This window comes from Caballeronia insecticola (genome assembly GCF_000402035.1).
GTDB classification, from domain to species: domain Bacteria; phylum Pseudomonadota; class Gammaproteobacteria; order Burkholderiales; family Burkholderiaceae; genus Caballeronia; species Caballeronia insecticola.
In genome coordinates, this window is sequence record NC_021287.1 from 863,593 (window position 1) to 879,948 (window position 16,356).

14 protein-coding genes are annotated in these 16,356 nt (G+C 63.4%); 6 read left to right on the plus strand and 8 right to left on the minus strand.

What is annotated here, in order from left to right:
• Positions 1–171 precede the first annotated feature (171 nt).
• The gene (locus BRPE64_RS03975; RefSeq protein ID WP_016344725.1) at positions 172–1,425 is read right to left on the minus strand and encodes an ABC transporter substrate-binding protein; all 1,254 of its coding nucleotides are present in this window, start codon (positions 1,423–1,425) and stop codon (positions 172–174) included.
• A 623-nt stretch (positions 1,426–2,048) separates the two neighbouring features.
• Here BRPE64_RS03975 and zwf point away from each other — a divergent pair.
• The 3 genes from zwf (at position 2,049) to BRPE64_RS03990 (ending at position 6,276) form a co-directional block, all read left to right on the plus strand.
• Positions 2,049–3,509 (plus strand): glucose-6-phosphate dehydrogenase, encoded by a 1,461-nt coding sequence (zwf, locus tag BRPE64_RS03980; protein WP_016344726.1) that lies wholly within the window; start codon positions 2,049–2,051, stop codon positions 3,507–3,509.
• A 144-nt stretch (positions 3,510–3,653) separates the two neighbouring features.
• Entirely contained in the window at positions 3,654–4,373 is a 720-nt protein-coding gene (pgl, locus tag BRPE64_RS03985) for a 6-phosphogluconolactonase (protein WP_016344727.1), read from the plus strand.
• Complete coding sequence (locus BRPE64_RS03990; protein WP_044041228.1) at positions 4,354–6,276, plus strand: bifunctional transcriptional regulator/glucokinase; 1,923 nt, start codon at positions 4,354–4,356, stop codon at positions 6,274–6,276. The genes pgl and BRPE64_RS03990 overlap by 20 nt, the downstream gene beginning before the upstream one ends.
• A 188-nt stretch (positions 6,277–6,464) precedes the next feature.
• Here the strand turns inward: BRPE64_RS03990 and BRPE64_RS03995 are convergent, their stop codons facing one another.
• The 5 genes from BRPE64_RS03995 to BRPE64_RS04015 form a co-directional block, all read right to left on the minus strand.
• On the minus strand, positions 6,465–7,601 hold the full coding sequence (locus tag BRPE64_RS03995) for a porin (protein ID WP_044041936.1): 1,137 nt from the start codon (positions 7,599–7,601) through the stop codon (positions 6,465–6,467).
• Between the two features lie 335 nt (positions 7,602–7,936).
• Positions 7,937–9,085, minus strand: a complete 1,149-nt coding sequence (locus BRPE64_RS04000; RefSeq protein ID WP_044041937.1) for a porin — start codon at positions 9,083–9,085, stop codon at positions 7,937–7,939.
• 556 nt (positions 9,086–9,641) lie between these two features.
• A complete protein-coding gene (locus BRPE64_RS04005) occupies positions 9,642–10,421 on the minus strand; it encodes an ABC transporter ATP-binding protein (RefSeq protein WP_016344732.1) in 780 nt (259 codons plus the stop codon).
• A gap of 36 nt (positions 10,422–10,457) precedes the next feature.
• On the minus strand, positions 10,458–11,171 hold the full coding sequence (locus BRPE64_RS04010; RefSeq protein WP_016344733.1) for an ABC transporter permease: 714 nt from the start codon (positions 11,169–11,171) through the stop codon (positions 10,458–10,460).
• Positions 11,172–11,186: 15 nt separating this feature from the next.
• Positions 11,187–11,873 carry an ABC transporter permease gene (locus BRPE64_RS04015; RefSeq protein WP_016344734.1) on the minus strand — a complete coding sequence of 229 codons (687 nt, stop codon included), beginning with the start codon at positions 11,871–11,873 and terminating at the stop codon, positions 11,187–11,189.
• 490 nt (positions 11,874–12,363) lie between these two features.
• On the opposite strand from BRPE64_RS04015, the gene BRPE64_RS04025 reads away from it, so the two are divergent.
• Positions 12,364–13,062 (plus strand): pirin family protein, encoded by a 699-nt coding sequence (locus BRPE64_RS04025; RefSeq protein ID WP_016344736.1) that lies wholly within the window; start codon positions 12,364–12,366, stop codon positions 13,060–13,062.
• Positions 13,063–13,141: 79 nt separating this feature from the next.
• Here the strand turns inward: BRPE64_RS04025 and BRPE64_RS04030 are convergent, their stop codons facing one another.
• Positions 13,142–13,723 (minus strand): Spy/CpxP family protein refolding chaperone, encoded by a 582-nt coding sequence (locus BRPE64_RS04030; RefSeq protein ID WP_016344737.1) that lies wholly within the window; start codon positions 13,721–13,723, stop codon positions 13,142–13,144.
• Between the two features lie 255 nt (positions 13,724–13,978).
• Here BRPE64_RS04030 and BRPE64_RS04035 point away from each other — a divergent pair, with 255 nt between their 5' ends.
• Together BRPE64_RS04035 and BRPE64_RS04040 are read left to right on the plus strand one after the other, a co-directional pair.
• A complete protein-coding gene (locus tag BRPE64_RS04035; protein ID WP_016344738.1) occupies positions 13,979–14,701 on the plus strand; it encodes a response regulator in 723 nt (240 codons plus the stop codon).
• Positions 14,685–16,025: an ATP-binding protein gene (locus BRPE64_RS04040; RefSeq protein WP_016344739.1), complete on the plus strand. Its 1,341-nt coding sequence runs from the start codon at positions 14,685–14,687 to the stop codon at positions 16,023–16,025. The genes BRPE64_RS04035 and BRPE64_RS04040 overlap by 17 nt, the downstream gene beginning before the upstream one ends.
• A 33-nt stretch (positions 16,026–16,058) precedes the next feature.
• On the opposite strand, the gene BRPE64_RS04045 is transcribed toward BRPE64_RS04040, so the two are convergent.
• The gene (locus tag BRPE64_RS04045) at positions 16,059–16,322 is read right to left on the minus strand and encodes a hypothetical protein (RefSeq protein WP_016344740.1); all 264 of its coding nucleotides are present in this window, start codon (positions 16,320–16,322) and stop codon (positions 16,059–16,061) included.
• Positions 16,323–16,356 lie beyond the last annotated feature (34 nt).

Sequence of the window (16,356 nt, forward strand, 5' to 3'; positions counted from 1 at the left end):
TCGCCGACGCTTTCAAATGCATTTAGTTGCACTGACTTGCGCGTTGGTGGCGATGGCTGCGGGCGCCGGCTGCGGCGGGCGCTGGATGAAGCGACGTTGCAGTTGTTGGCTCGACTGGCCGCGCAGGCGCCCGAAGACGCGCTGCGCGGCGTACTGCCTTGCTTACTTCGCTTACTTCGTCTTGGCGGCGTTCGCGAGTGCGGCGACCGCGCTCTTCGAATCCTGCGACGAATTCATGAACTTCGTGACGACGTCGGTCATGGCGCCGGCGACGGCGTCGCCCTGTGCCATGCCGTGCGCGAGCGACGGAACGTAGCCGCCCGATTTGATCGCCGTCTGTTCATCAGAGTAGGACTTCTTGGCGCAGTCGTCGAACTTGTCCATCGGCACGCCGAGACGGACCGGGATCGAGCCCTTGTTCAGGCTGAACTGCTCCTGGAATTCCGGCGTCATGATGGTCTTCGCGAGCGCGAGCTGGCCCGGCGTCGCGGTCTTTTGACCCTTCTGCTGGAAGAACACGAACGAGTCGACGTTGAAGGTGTAGGCCTTTTCCGTGCCCGGCACCGCGGCGCAGATGTAGTCCGTGCCCGCCTTCTTGTTCGCGCCGGCGAATTCGCCCTTCGCCCAGTCGCCCATGAACTGCATGCCGGCCTTGCCGTTGATGACCATGGCCGTGGCGAGGTTCCAGTCACGACCGGTGCGGCCGCTGTCGAAATAGCCCTGGATCTTGCGGACCGTATCGAACACCTGAACCATCTTCTCCGACGTGAGCGTCTTCTGGTCGAGATCGACGATGGCCTTCTTGTAGAAGTCCGCGCCCTGCGACAGCACGACGTCTTCCCACAGCGTCAGGTCCTGCCACGGCTGGCCGCCCATTGCGATCGGCATGATGCCCGCGGCCTTCATCTTGTCGGCGACCTGGAAGAACTCGGCCCAGGTGGTCGGCACTTTGCCGCCGGCCTTGTCGAGCGCTGCCTTGTTGATGTACAGCCAGTTCACGCGGTGCACCGAGAACGGCGCGGCCACGTAATGACCGTCCGCGTGGATGATCTTGTCGATTTCAGGCGGCAGGTTCTTCTTCCAGTCGCCGGCGACGGAATCGATCGGCACGAGCACGCCTTGCTCGGCCCATTCCTGGATCAGCGGGCCCTTGATCTGCGCCGCGGACGGCGCGTTGCCCGAGATCACCTGGGTCTTCAGCGCGGTCATGGCGGCCGCGCCCGCGCCGCCCGCGACGGCGAAGTCCTTCCAGGTATAGCCCTGCTTGGTCATGTCGTCCTTGAGCACGCCGACCGCTTTCGATTCGCCGCCGGACGTCCACCAGTGCAGCACCGAAACGGCTTCGGCAGCCTGCACCGCCGACGCCGTCGCACCGCACAGAAGACCTGCGGCGCACAGCGCGCCCATGAGCTTACGGACTTTCATTGTTTATCTCCTCCAGACACCTGAACAAGAAACGATTTGGCTCCCGATGCCGCCAGAAGCATTGTTAAAAAGCGGTGGTTACAAACGGCAAAACTGGATGGCCGGGAATCGGCGGTGTCGGCGGGAAGCGGCAGGCGCGGGCTTGTTGAAGGCGGCGCGCGTGCACGGCCGGCAGACCGATAGTCGGCCGCACGGCGCTCAAGAGATGAGTGGGTTGAATCGCAACTGCTGTCTCCTCTTTTGATTTTTGCCCGGCCCGGCGCGCCCGGCTCCTTGAGCACGGCGGTCGGCGGCGAGGCGCGAGGCTGTACGCATGCGGACCGCAACGACAGTTGCCGTTAAAAGCGGCGAGCCGCGGGCTCCGATAACATGCGTTCAGAAGGCCGCCTCAGGAAACCGCAGGTTGTCCGATTGCTCCGACTGACCGTGCGTTTTTTCCTTCGATGACATTTCCTCTTGATTTGGATTGTAGTTAAACTACAATTCAGTGTCAAAAAAAATTTTATCGGACTACGGCGCGCTTTCCGGCTTGTTCATGGGCGGCTCATGAACAAGCCATGGTCCGATGGGCGATGCGGCCCGATTCGACTCAACATCCGGCTCTGGAATCCACGTTCAGACTCATGCAAAGCGATTCGAACTTCGTCTTCGTACTCTTCGGCGGCACCGGCGACCTCTCCATGCGCAAGATTCTCCCTGCGCTGTTCGAGGCCCACCGCGCGGGCATGCTCAACCCGGCAGGCAGAATCGTCTGCGTCGCGCGCGAGGCCTGGGATCAGGGCGCGTATCGCCGCTGGGTCGAGGAGCACGTCAAACCGCACGTCTCGAAAGACGGCCTCGACGATGCGGTCTGGCGCAGCTTTCTCGAACGCATGCAGTATGTCGGGCTCGATCTCGGCCGCGCGGAAGACTTCGTCCTGTTACGTGACACGCTCGCCCAGTACGACGGCACGCGCGTCTTCTATCTGGCAACGGGTCCGAAGCTGTTCGTGCCCATCTGCCGCGCGCTGTCGGACGTCGGTCTGAACCAGAACGCGCGCATCGTGCTCGAAAAGCCGCTCGGTTACGACCTGAAGTCGTCGAACGCCATTAATGACGCCGTCGGCGAAATCTTTCAGGAAGAGCAGATCTACCGGATCGATCACTATCTCGGCAAGGAGCCGGTGCAGAACCTGCTCGCGCTGCGCTTCTCCAACGTGCTGTTCGAGCCGTTGTGGCGGCGCGAATGGGTCGAGAGCATTCAGATCACCATCGCGGAAGAACTGGGCGTGGAGGCGCGCGGCGATTTCTACGACAATACCGGCGCACTGCGCGACATGGTGCAGAACCATTTGCTGCAACTGCTCTCCATCGTGACGATGGAGCCGCCGCACTCCATGGATTCCGACTCCGTACGCGATGAAAAGCTGCGCGTGCTGCGCGCGTTGAAGCCGATCGACGAGCGCGATATCAGCCGCGTCGCGGTGCGCGGCCAATATCATGCGGGTGTGATCCGCGGCGCGGCAGTGCCCGCGTATGCAACGGAACCGGGAGTGCGCCCCGACAGCACAACCGAAACGTTCGTCGCGCTGAAAGTCGAGATCGATAACTGGCGCTGGGCCGGCGTGCCGTTCTTCCTGCGCACGGGCAAGCGTCTTGCGGACCGCGTCGCCGAGATCGTCGTGAATTTCCGCACGGTGCCGCATTCGGCGCTGGGCGCGAACGCATTGCGCGCGGGCGCGAATCGTCTGGTGATCCGGTTGCAGCCCAACGAGTCCATTCGTCTGTATTGCCTCGCAAAGCAGCCCGGCGAAGGCATGAATCTCGCGAGCGTGCATCTGGATCTCGCCTTCGACCAGTTCTTCAAGGAAGGGCAGATGGAGGCGTATCAGCGCCTGCTGCTGGATGTGATCCACGGCCGGCTCGCGCTGTTCGTGCGGCGCGACGAGCAGGAAGCGGCGTGGCGCTGGGTCGAGCCGATCCTGAACGCGTGGGCCTCGGGCACCAGCAAGCCGAAGCCGTATGCGGCGGGCACATGGGGGCCGGCGGCGTCGAGCGCGATGCTCGCGCAGCATGGCACGTGCTGGCTCGAAGAAGAAAACTGAGCGTTGAATCACGCCCCGCGCCGACGCCGCCCGCAAGAGGCGCGCGGCGCCGGGTGACATACAAGAGACCGCTTGCAGCATCGTTTCGTGATGTCGCAACGAACGAGCGGGTCGATAAATCAGGACAAAGAGGATGGAGGAGCAGTGATCGAGCTTCGCACTTTCGACGATCCGCGCGCCCACTCGGACGCGCTGGCGAAAGCCGTGGGAGACGCGCTGAAGGCGTCGCTCGCGGCGAGGGGCGCGGCCTCGGCCGACGCCGCGGGACAAACCGCTCACGCCACGCTCGCGGTGTCGGGCGGCACGAGCCCGAAGCCTTTCTTGCAGGCGCTGTCGCACGCGCCGCTCGACTGGGCGCATATCGACGTGACGCTCGTCGACGACCGCTGGGTACCCGAAACCGATGCGGCCAGCAACGCGCATTTCCTGCGTGAGACGCTCTTGCAGAACGCGGGCGCATCGGCATATTTCCTGCCGCTCGTCGACACGGGAAAGCCGCTCGAGACGCATATCGCCGAACTGAATGCCGACGCGCGCCGCCGCTTGCCCGATGTCGCCGTGCTCGGCATGGGCGAGGACGGCCACACGGCGTCGATCTTCGCCGACGCCCCCGAATGGGACTTCGCCATCTCGACGCAGGATCGCTACGTGGCCGTGCATCCGGTCGCAGCGCCCCACGCGCGCGTGAGCCTGTCGATGGCGGCGTTGCAGCAGATCGGCCAGTCGGGACAGTTGTATCTGTTCATTTCCGGCCAGAAGAAACTCGACGTACTGAACGCGGCGCTCGCTGCGCCACAAAAGAACGCCATCTCGACGTTGGCCCATGCAGAAGGAGTGAAGCTCGATGTCTACTGGTGTGCATAACAAGGCCGCGTCGGCGGCCAGTCAGCACGCAGACGGACCGCGGCTTCTCGCCGATATCGGCGGCACGAACGCGCGCTTCGCGCTGGAGACCGCGCCCGGCGAGATCGGGCAGATTCGCGTGTATCCGGGCGCCGACTACCCCGGCATCGCGGAAGTGATGCAGCAGTATCTGAAGGACACCAAGGTCGGCCGCGTGAATCATGCGGCAATCGCGATCGCGAATCCGGTCGACGGCGATCACGTGAAGATGACCAATCACGACTGGAGCTTCTCGATCGAGGCGACGCGCCGCGCGCTCGGCTTCGACACGCTCCTGGTCGTCAACGACTTCACCGCGCTGGCGATGGCGCTGCCCGGTCTGACCGACGCACAGCGCGTGCAGGTCGGCGGCGGCGCGCGGCGGCAGAACAGCGTGATCGGCTTGCTCGGGCCGGGCACGGGACTGGGCGTCTCGGGCCTGATTCCGGCGGACGACCGCTGGATCGCGCTCGGCAGCGAAGGCGGCCACGCAACGTTCTCGCCGTTCGACGAACGCGAAGACGTCGTCATGCGCTATGCGCGCCGCAAGTTTCCGCACGTCTCGTTCGAGCGCGTGTGCGCGGGACAAGGGCTCGAACTGATCTATCGCGCGCTGGCGGAGCGGGACAACATCACGGTCGCCGAAACCTTCACGGCCGCGGACGTCACGAACCGCGCCCAGCAAGGCGAAGCGCTCGCGCTCGAAGTGGTGAACTGCTTCTGCGCGATCCTCGGCACGTTCTCCGGCAATATCGCGGTGACGCTGGGCGCGCTGGGCGGCATCTATATCGGCGGCGGCATCGTGCTCAAGCTGGGCGAACTGTTCCACAAGTCGCCGTTTCGCGAGCGCTTCGAGGCAAAAGGGCGCTTCCAGCAATATCTGGCGGGCATTCCAACCTACATCATCACCGCCGAATATCCGGCGTTTCTCGGCGTGTCGGCGATTCTCTCGGAGCAGTTGTCGAACCGCGCGAACAGCGGTTCGTCGGCGGTGTTCGAACGCATCCGGCAGATGCGCGACGCGTTGACGCCCGCCGAGCGGCGCGTCGCCGATCTCGCGCTGAATCATCCGCGCTCGATCATCAACGATCCGATCATCGACATCGCGCGCAAGGCCGACGTGAGCCAGCCGACCGTGATCCGCTTCTGCCGCTCGCTTGGCTGTCAGGGTCTGTCCGACTTCAAGCTCAAGCTCGCGACAGGTCTGACCGGCACGATTCCGGTGAGCCACAGCCAGGTGCATCTCGGCGACACCGCCACCGACTTCGGCGCGAAGGTGCTCGACAACACCGTGTCCGCGATCCTGCAATTGCGCGAGCATCTGAACTTCGAGAACGTCGAGCGCGCGATCGACATTCTCAACGGTGCGCGGCGTATCGAGTTTTACGGGCTCGGCAATTCGAACATCGTCGCGCAGGACGCGCATTACAAGTTCTTCCGCTTCGGCATTCCGACCATCGCTTACGGCGACCTGTACATGCAGGCGGCGTCTGCCGCGCTGCTCGGCAAGGGCGACGTGATCGTGGCCGTGTCGAAATCGGGCAGGGCGCCGGAGTTGCTGCGCGTGCTCGAAGTGGCGATGCAGCAGGGCGCGACGGTCGTCGCGATCACGTCGAGCAACACGCCGCTCGCCAAGCGCGCGACGGTGGCGCTGGAGACCGATCACATCGAAATTCGCGAATCGCAGTTGTCGATGATCTCGCGCATTTTGCATCTGCTGATCATCGATATCCTGGCGGTGGGCGTCGCGATTCGTCGTGCCGCGCCGAAGCCGGGCGCGAAGCTCACGGAGACGGTCGCGAAGGCGCGTCAGGCGGGCGACGATGGCGCCGCCGCGGTGCTCGACTGGCTGAGTCACGGTGCGTCGGGCATGGTGCGGGATTAAGCGCGCTGCGGGTCCGAAACGCAAAACAGGCCGCCGATGCAAATCGGCGGCCTGTTCGTTTGTGCGCGTCGGTGCGCGTTTCGGTTGCGCAGTTCTGCGCGAGCAAAATAACGGCGCGGTGCCCGTCTTGTAACCGGGCACCGCGCCGCTCGCAGCCGCGTGAAAACGCGCCGGAGCGGACTTGCCGTTTAGAACGAGTGCTGGATGCCGGCGTACACGCCCTTCTGGCTGTGGCCGGGAAGCGGATTGTCCGTTCCCGCCGACGTGCCGAAGCTGTTGGCATTCAGGCCGTAATTCGCGGTATTGCTGTTCTTCACGGTGGCGATCTGCAGATCGACCAGGGTGCGCTTGGACAGGTTGTACGAGCCGCCGACCGAGTAGATAGTCGCGTTACCCGCGCCGTTGTTGCCGTTCACGTGATAGACCGCCGCGATCAGCGCCGCAGCCGGCGTCGCCTGCCATGTCACGCCGCCCCATTCGTGATCGAGCGTGGTCGGCTGGCCGGGCAACTGGCCCGTCATGCCGGAGGTGCGGATCGCCTGATACGCGCCCTGAACCTTGAACTGGCCGAGGAACAGGTTGACCATGGCCGTGTATTCGCGCGAGTACCCGTAGACGCCGCTGCCGCCGTTGGCATAAGAGCCGCCGAGCATGCCGTTCGCCGGATTGCGGATTTCGTCATAGAGACCGCGAACCTGGAACAGCGGCGCGGTGTAGGTGATCTGCGCGCCGGCTTCGCGGCCTTGCGGCGTCGTGCCGTTGCCGTTCCAGTTGGTTGCGTTCGAGAGCGCGTACTGGCCGTAGAAGTCGAAGCCCGCGACCTTCGGCGACTGATACGAAATGTTGTTGCTCGATTGCGGCCAGTTCCGGCCACGCACCAACGATGCCGACGACCAGTTCGACTGGCCGAACGGATCGAAGTCCCACACGCCGTTCGAGATGAACAGCTCGCGACCCAGCAGCAGGGTGCCGTACTGGTTGTTGGACATCCCGACCGTTGCCCAGCGGTTGAAGAGACCGCCGCCGCCCGGACCCTGGCCGTTCATCGTGTTGAAGCTGCCTTCCAGCTGGAACACGGCGCGATTCCCGCCGCCCAGATCCTCGGCGCCCTTCATGCCCCACAAGCTCGTGCCCCAGTCGCCGCTTTCCGCGCGGAAGCGATGCGTGCTGCCGGTGGCCGCGCCATTTGCCCCGACGCCCGTCGGCACGCCGCTCATGTATTCGAGTCCGGCATCCAGACGGCCGTACAGCGTCACGCTGCTCTGGGCCTGCGCCACCGCGCTGAAAGTCAGGAGCGCTGCCGCCGCGAGTAAAGCCTTTTTCATCATCTCCTCCATACCCCGTAAAGGTTGAACACTCGATATTCGTAATTTGGTTCGTCTCGAGCGCCCGCGTTCTGATTCGTAGGCGGGCTTCGATTCGAATTCGAAATTTTGTAGGAAAACTAATTATTACGAGCCGTTAATCTGTAGTTTTGTTTGGCGGCTTGAAAAATATATTCGGAGTGCGATGGTTCGCTTGCCGCGGTCGCCGGACCCTTGCCGAAAAGCAGCGCGCCCAATAAAAAAAGGTGCGATACCCTTTCGGGCACCGCACCGATACGCGCCTCTCGCAGCAGCGTGAAAACTCTATAAAGCTCTTTTCTGTTCAGCCCCGCCGATTAGAACGAGTGCTGGATACCAGCGTACACGCCCGTCTGGCTGTGGCCGGGGAACGGGTTGTCCGTCGAGGCCGCCGAGCCATAGTTGTTGGCGTTCAGACCGTAGTTCGCGGTCTTGCTGTTCTGCACCGTGGCAACCTGCAGGTCGAGCAGGGTGCGCTTGGACAGGTTGTACGAGCCGCCGACCGTGTAGATGGTCGCGTTACCCGCGCCGTTGTTGCCGTTCACGTGGTAGACCGCCGCGATCAGTGCCGCTGCCGGCGTTGCCTGCCACGTCACGCCGCCCCATTCGTGGTCGAGCGTGGTCGGCTGGCCGGGCAACTGACCCGTCATGCCGGAGGTGCGGATCGCCTGGTACGCGCCCTGAACCTTGAACTGGCCGAGGAACACGTTGAACATCGCCGTGTACTCACGCGAGTAGCCGTAAGCGCCGTTGCCGCCCGAACCGCCGTCGATCGGGTTGTAGACGCCGCCGAGCGTACCGTTGGCCGGGTTGCGGATTTCGTCGTACATACCGCGGATCTGGAACAGCGGCGAGGTGTACGTGACGTACGCGCCAGCTTCGCGGCCTTGCGGCGTGGTGCCGTTACCGTTCCAGTTCGTTGCGTTCGACAGCGAGTACTGGCCGTAGAAGTCGAAGCCCGCGACCTTCGGCGACTGGTACGAAATGTTGTTGCTCGATTGCGGCCAGTTGCGGCCACGCACCAGCGATGCCGACGACCAGTTCGACTGGCCGAACGGATCGAAGTCCCACACGCCGTTGGCGATGAAGAGCTCGCGACCCAGCAACAGGGTACCGAACTGGTTGTTCGCCATACCGACCGTTGCCCAGCGATTGAAGAGACCGCCGCCGCCCGGGCCCTGACCCGTCATGGTGTTGAAGCTGCCTTCCAACTGGAACACGGCGCGATAGCCGCCGCCCAGATCTTCGACGCCCTTCATCCCCCACAAGCTCGTGCCCCAGTCGCCGCTTTCCGCCTTGAAGCGGTGCGAAGAACCGGTGGCAGGGGCGCCGGCCGGACCGGTCGGCACACCGTTCATATATTCGAGCCCCGCGTCCAGGCGGCCGTACAGCGTCACGCTACTCTGAGCGTGCGCCACCGCGCTGAACGTCAGCAGTGCTGCCGACGCGAGCAAAGCTTTCTTCATCATCTCCTCCAACCCTGTCAAGAAATAGAACCCAAGTGCTGCTGTATGGTTCGATGCGAGCGCACCCAACCGAAAGTCGTTTTCAGAGGAAGGACACGCGCGGGCTGTGGTGCTTCTTGCGATTCGCACGTCGTGGGCGCGAATCTGACGCCGACTCGTCGATCGGTGTCGTTCCTCAGTTTCTTTTGGACTTTTGAAGTAAAACTACTTTTTGCGTACTTCGTTTTGGTACTTTCATTACCAATTTAACAAATTACGATATAACCGCCAAAGAAAAATGACGATCGGCGCTGGTTTGTGTCAAAAATGCAATGCCCATGTGGTAACCATGCGACCCACAGGATGGGAAACATCGCGCAAAGCCTTATGGGGCCGAGGCTTCAGCGCAATGTAAGTTTCAGGGTCAGGTATCTCGCCTATTGACGCGGACGTAGCATGGCGCTAGCTCAGCGCGTCGTGCGAGTCAGGCATGATCGGCCGCGTGCGGACGCAAAAAAAGCGCCTCGCGGGCGCTTTCTCTGGAGTGGAACGTTGCTTCAGGCAATAACCGCGAGGGCTACTTCAGGCTGCCCGACAGGAATTGCTTCAGGCGCTCGCTCTTCGTGTTACCGAAGACGGCTTCGGGATGACCTTCTTCCTCGATGCGCCCCTGATGCAGAAACACTACGTGGTTCGACACATTGCGCGCGAACGCCATCTCGTGCGTGACGACGATCATCGTGCGGCCTTCCTCGGCGAGCGTCTGCATCACTTTCAGCACTTCGCCCACGAGCTCCGGATCGAGCGCGGAAGTCGGTTCGTCGAACAGCATGACGTCGGGATGCATCGCGAGCGCGCGCGCAATCGCCACGCGCTGCTGCTGTCCGCCCGACAGATGCGACGGATACTGCTTCTCCAGACGCGGCGCGAGGCCCACCTTCTCGAGATAAGTGCGCGCGCGTTCCTCGGCTTCCTTCTTCGACAGCCCGAGCACGTTCACGGGCGCCTCGGTCACGTTCTCCAGCACGTTCATGTGCGACCACAGGTTGAAGTGCTGGAAGACCATCGAGAGCTTCGAGCGCATTTGCCGCAGCTGTTTGGGATCGGCGACCTTGAGCGCGCCGCTCTTGTCCTTCATCGTGCGCACTTCGTTGCCGTCGACGAAGATGCGCCCCTGGTTCGGCTGCTCCAGAAAGTTGATACAGCGCAGCATCGTGCTCTTGCCCGAGCCCGACGAGCCGATGATGCTGATCACGTCGCCGGCTTTTGCCTTGAGCGAAACGCCCTTCAGAACTTCGTTGCTGCCGTACTGCTTGTGAATGTCGTCGACGAAAAGCTTGTGCATCTGGGAATTCATGAACGGTCCTTGAGCCTGCGATGGACTTATTTGCGCTTATTTGCCTTGCGGCCGCAAGAACGCCAGCCAACGATGCTCGGCGCGGCGGAACAGCCACACGAGCGCGAACGAAATGCAGAGATAGAGCAGGGCGGCGATGCCGAACGCCTCGAACGACTGATACGTCGCCGAATTGACGTCGCGCGCGATCTTGAGGATGTCCGGCACGGTCGCCGTGAACGCGACGGTGGTCGCGTGCAGCATCAGGATCACTTCGTTGCTGTAGTACGGCAACGCGCGGCGCAGCGCCGACGGCAAGATCACCCGCCGATACAGCGTGAAGCCCGACATGCCGTACGCGCGCGCGGCTTCGATCTCGCCGTAGGGCGTCGCCTTGATCGCGCCGGCGAAGATTTCGGTGGTGTACGCACAAGTGTTCAGCGTGAACGCGAGCAGTGTGCAGTTCATGCCGTTGCGGAAGAATTCATTCAGCAACATGTGATCGCGCACGACCTGCAAGCTGTACAGACCCGTATAGCAGAGCAGCAGCTGGACGTAGAGCGGCGTGCCGCGAAAGATATACGTATAGAGCCAGACCCCGCGCGAGAGCAGCTTGTTTTTCGACACGCGCGCCACGGCGAGCGGTATCGAAAGACAAAAGCCCAGGCCGATGGAGATGACCAGCAGCCACATCGTGATGGCAAGCCCGGTGATGCGGTAGCCGTCAGTAAAGAGGTAGTTCTTCCAGTATTCCTGGATGATTTCGATCATGGGATCCGCCGCTCGTTATAGGTCAGCCTTGCGCACGCCGATGGAATAGCGCCGCTCCAGCCAGATCAGCACCAGATTCGAGATCGTGGTGATCGCGAGATAGATCGCGCCTGCGAGAAGCGTGAAGAAGAAGAAACGCAGCGTGCCCTTGCCCGCATCCTGCGAGGCCTTGACCACGTCCGCGAGCCCGATGATCGAGACGAGCGCCGTCGCCTTGACCATCACCTGCCAGTTGTTGCCGATGCCGGGCAGCGCGAAACGCATCATCTGCGGGAACATGATGCGTGTGAAGGTCTGCCACAGCGTCATGCCATAGGCCGCGCCCGCTTCGAGCTGGCCGCGCGGCACCGAAAGAAACGCGCCGCGGAAGGTTTCGGTGAAATACGCGCCGTAGATGAAGCCGAGCACGAGAATGCCGGCGAGGAACGGATCGATATCGATCTGATCCCAGTTGAACAGGTCGGTCAGCTGGTTCAGCCAGATTTGTATGCTGTAAAAGAGCAGCAGCATCAGGACCAGATCAGGAACGCCGCGAATCAACGTCGTGTAGACCGTGCCGACGGTAGACGCCACGCGATTTTTCGAGAGCTTCGCCGCAGCGCCGATCAGGCCGATCACGAAGGCGAACGCGAGCGACAGCACCGCCAGCTTGACGGTCTGCCAGGTGCCCGCGAGGATCAGCGGACCGTAGCCTTGCAACATGGTGAATCCTTGGTAAGGTGCCTAAGGTGCAGACGCACGATGAACGCTACGCGCGGCGGTCGTTCGCGCGGTGCGTCCGGACGGCCGTGCCTGTGGATGAAGGCGCGGCGCGCAATGCGAACGTACTCATCTTTTTCTCCTCAGCCGGCGGCGCATTCGCGCGCGATCGGCTGTCCTGCTCCAGCCGTTCCGGCGTCGGGGCCAGCGGTCGGTATTCTAGGTGGCCAAAATTGCGCGCTGCCGTCTTTGCCGGCGCCGTTGCGACCTTCGTTGCTGCCCTGTCGCCCCGCCGCCGCGCGATTCCCGCGCCGCCATCCTGAAAAGCGCGGTATTTTACCCGAACCCGGTCCGCGCGCGGTCGGCGATGCGCACGCGCGCGATTACATGCATCAGCAGAACGATGTAGTGCCGCCGTGCGCGTTGTTCTGAAGGGGCCGCGCCCTTACATTCTGTTCATCGCAAAACAACGCCTTGGGCGGGAGCAAACATCATGATCGAGATTCGCCGCAGCAACGAACGGGGTCACGCCAACCACGGCTGGCTCGACTCGTATCACAGCTTCTCCTTCGCCGATTACTACGATCCGGAGCACATGCACTTCGGCGCGCTGCGGGTCATCAACGAAGACCGCGTCGCAGGCGGGCAGGGCTTCGGCACGCACGGCCACCGCGACATGGAAATCGTGAGCTACGTGCTCGAAGGCGCGCTCGCGCACCGCGACAGCATGGGCAACGGCTCGACCATCCGTCCCGGCGACGTGCAGCGCATGAGCGCCGGCACGGGCGTGCGCCATAGCGAGTTCAACGGTTCGCCGACGGAAACCGCGCATTTCCTGCAGATCTGGATCATTCCGGATGCGCCGGGCGGTGCGCCGGGCTACGAGGAAAAGCGCTTCGGCAACGAGGAAAAGCGCGGCCGGCTGCGCGTGATCGCGTCGCCTGAAGGCATCGACGGTTCGGTGAAGATCGGCGCGAACGCACGAATCCACGCAGGCCTCTTCGACGGCGACGAACGCGCGGACTTCGACGTGCCCGCGGGCCGCCGCGTGTATGTGCACGTGGCGCGCGGTTCGGTGACGGTCAACGGCGAGGCGCTCGGCGCCGGCGACGCCGCGATGATGGAGGATCTGTCGAAGGTCACGCTGGAAAAGGGCGACGACGCGGAAGTGCTGCTGTTCGATCTCGCGTAAAGCCGCTGTCAGCGGGACAAATCGCTGGACGAGCGATGTGAAAAAGGCCGCGGAGCGTGATGCTCCGCGGCCTTCGCATTTACGGCTTGGCCGTGGCCGATGCCCCAGCCGCCGCGCCCGGCGCGCCGTGTTGCTTGCCCCAGCGCTCGTGCATCTTCTGCTCGTGCTCATGCATCTTCGCGAAATGCTTCTTGAGCGCGGTGCTGACGGTCGTCTTTTGCTGATCGTTCAGCCCGTTGTAGAAGTTCAGCCACGCGGTCGCGGTCTGCTCGCGCAACTGCGTGTTCTGCTCGTCGAGCTTCTGGTGCGCCGCGTGCATCGCGTTCAGATCGAGGATCGGCTGGTTTTCCATCGACTTGAACTGATCGCGCATCTGCTTGTGGCTCTCGCGCATCGCCTGATGGTTCTGCTTCATCGTGGTGAGTGCCGTCTGCCAGAGCTTTTCCTGATCCGCGTTGAGCTTGAGCTGGCCGTGCAGTTCGTCCAGTTGCTTCTGCATGCGCATTTCCATGCGATGTCCGCCCGGGCCGCCAGGGCCGCCCATCATGGCCTGGCCACCGGGAGGCGGAGGCGGCGCGTCGTTCGTGGCGGCGTGTGCGGCGCCGAAGCTCAGCGCGATTGCGGCAGCGGCGGCAGTAAGAATGCGGTATTGCTTGCCCATTGTGATACTCCCTTGATTGTTGTCGATGCCGAAGCGGCGAGGCCCATTACAACGTTTCGCGACGTGTCCGGAAGTGCGTCGAGGTCTTGCCCTTGTCGGTGAGACACAGCGTAGGGCCTGGCAACGGCGCGCGTGTTACGGCAAGGTTCAGGGTTGTTACGCCGGTTTACGTGCTGCTTTCGTCGTAACACCCCGTAACCCTTCTCGCACGGTCGTCATCAAATGCGGCCGGAATCACGCGCTAAACTTCGTTCCATGACTACGCAAATACTTGTCGTCGACGACGACGCCGAACTGCGCGACCTTCTGCGCGACTATCTGGTCCGGCAGGGCATCGAGGTATCGGTGCTGCATGACGCCGGCGGCCTCGAACGTCGCATCGAACGCGAGCGTCCCGATCTGATCGTGCTCGATCTGATGATGCCGGGCGTTGACGGACTGACCGCGCTCAAGCAACTGCGCGCGTCCGGCGACGACATCCCCGTCATCATGCTGACCGCGCGCGCGGACGACGTGGATCGCATCGTCGGTCTGGAACTCGGCGCGGACGACTACCTGGGCAAGCCGTTCAACCCGCGTGAACTGCTCGCGCGCGTGCAGGCCGTGCTGCGCCGCCGCCGCACGATTCCGTCCGCCGCGCCCGAGCAGCGCGAGCCGTATTCGTTCGGCCGTTTCCGGCTGGATTTCCAGTCGCGCACGCTGCAACACGACGACAAGCCGATCACGCTGTCCGGCAGCGAATTCGCGCTGCTCAAGATCTTCGTGAACAATCCCATGCGCACGCTGACCCGCGAGCGTCTGCTGGAACTGCTGCACGGCCCGGAATACGACGGCACCGACCGCGGCATCGACGTTCAGGTGTGGCGTCTGCGGCGCATTCTGGAGACCGATCCGTCGGCGCCGCGCTTCATCCAGACGGTGCGTGGGCGCGGCTATGTATTCGTGCCGGACGGCGAGCAAAATGCGCCGGGCAATTGATACGCTGTTCGGGCGGCTTGTCGTAATCGTCATCGGCATGCTGGTGCTGTCGCATGTCGCGTGGTTCGCCATCATCCGCTTCGAGCGCGACAACGTGCAGACGCGCTTCGCCGTCGAGGAGGCCGCGTTTCTCGTCGAGGCAGTGCGCCAGCACATCACCAACACGCCGGATCAGCCGCTGCCGCCGCGCGTGCGCGTGGTCGCGCTCAATAGCGCCGAAGTGCCGAAAGCGCTCGACGAGGACACGCCTCCGCCGCTGCAGCGCTTTGTCGAAGATCTGAAGGATCGCCTGCCCGACGGCACCGACGTACGCCTGAACGAGCCGGGCGGGCCGCCCAGCGTGTGGGTGCACGGCGCGAAGGACGCGGGCTGGATCGTGGTTCCGGTACAGCCGCTGCGGCCGCCGCGCTCGCGCGACCGGATGGTCGTCTGGCTCGCCGTCATTTTCACGGCGGCGGTGCTCGCGGCTCTATTCGGCGCGTGGCAGCTGCAATATCCGCTGCGCGCGCTGGCGCAGGCGGTGCAGCGTTTCGGACGCGGCCAGCCGACGCCCGTCGTGCCCGAACGCGGCCCGCGCGAACTGCGGCAGCTCACGCACGGCTTCAACCAGATGGTGCAAGAAGTGTCGCAGACCGATAACGACCGCGCCGTGATGCTCGCGGGCGTCGCGCACGACCTGAAGACGCCGCTCGCCCGCCTGCGTCTGCGGGCCGAAATGATGGACGACGAAAAAATGCGCGACGGCGTCGTGCGAGACGTCGATTCCATGGCGCATATCGTCGATCAGTTCCTCGTATTCGCACACGATCGTCCGGACGGCAGCGAGCCGGTCGCGGTGGATCACCAGTGCGAGCGCATCGCACGGGCGTATCGGGCGGTGTCGCCCGGTGGCGAGCCAATACGCCTGAGCCTGGACGCCGGTCCGAGCTTCGCGCTGCCCGCGGCAACGCTCGATCGCATTCTGTCGAACCTGCTCGACAACGCGCATGCCTACGGCGCGCCGCCGATCGTCATTGAGACGCAGCGCGGCGCCCATGGCTGGGTGTTGCGGGTGTCGGATCACGGCAAGGGCATTGCGCCGGACGATCTCATCAAGGCGAGCCGGCCGTTCGTGCGGCTCGATCCGGCGCGCGGCGGCAGCGGCCATAGCGGGTTGGGGCTTGCGATCGTGGAGCGGCTCGCGCGGCGCGCGGGCGGCGAGTGCGAAGTCGGCAATCGCGCCGACGGCGGCCTGCAGATCGAGATGACTTTTCCGTTCGATGTCGCCACGCGGCCGGTGGCCGAGCGCCGCCCCGGCTCGCAGCAGGAAGAGCGCGCGCTGTAACGGCGCGCTTTTTCAGGCAGAAAACGCCGGCGCTCAGTCGAACAGTGTTTCGAGCGCCGACGCCGCTTCGCTGTCCACCGTGTTGTACGTGACCGTCGACGCCTCGAAGATGTAATGCGTCGTGTATTTGCCGAGTCGCGAGAGGATCTCGTCCTGAATCACTTCCGGCGCGAGATCGATCTTAAGGAACCACGTCGTCGACGAAAGCCGCGTCTGGAACGAGCCGTACTCCGCCAGCAAATGGTCGAACGTTTCAGCGTCCTGATCGCGACACACGATGACCAGATTTCCCTTCATGCAATTCTCCCGATAGGCCCAGCGGCATTCGATT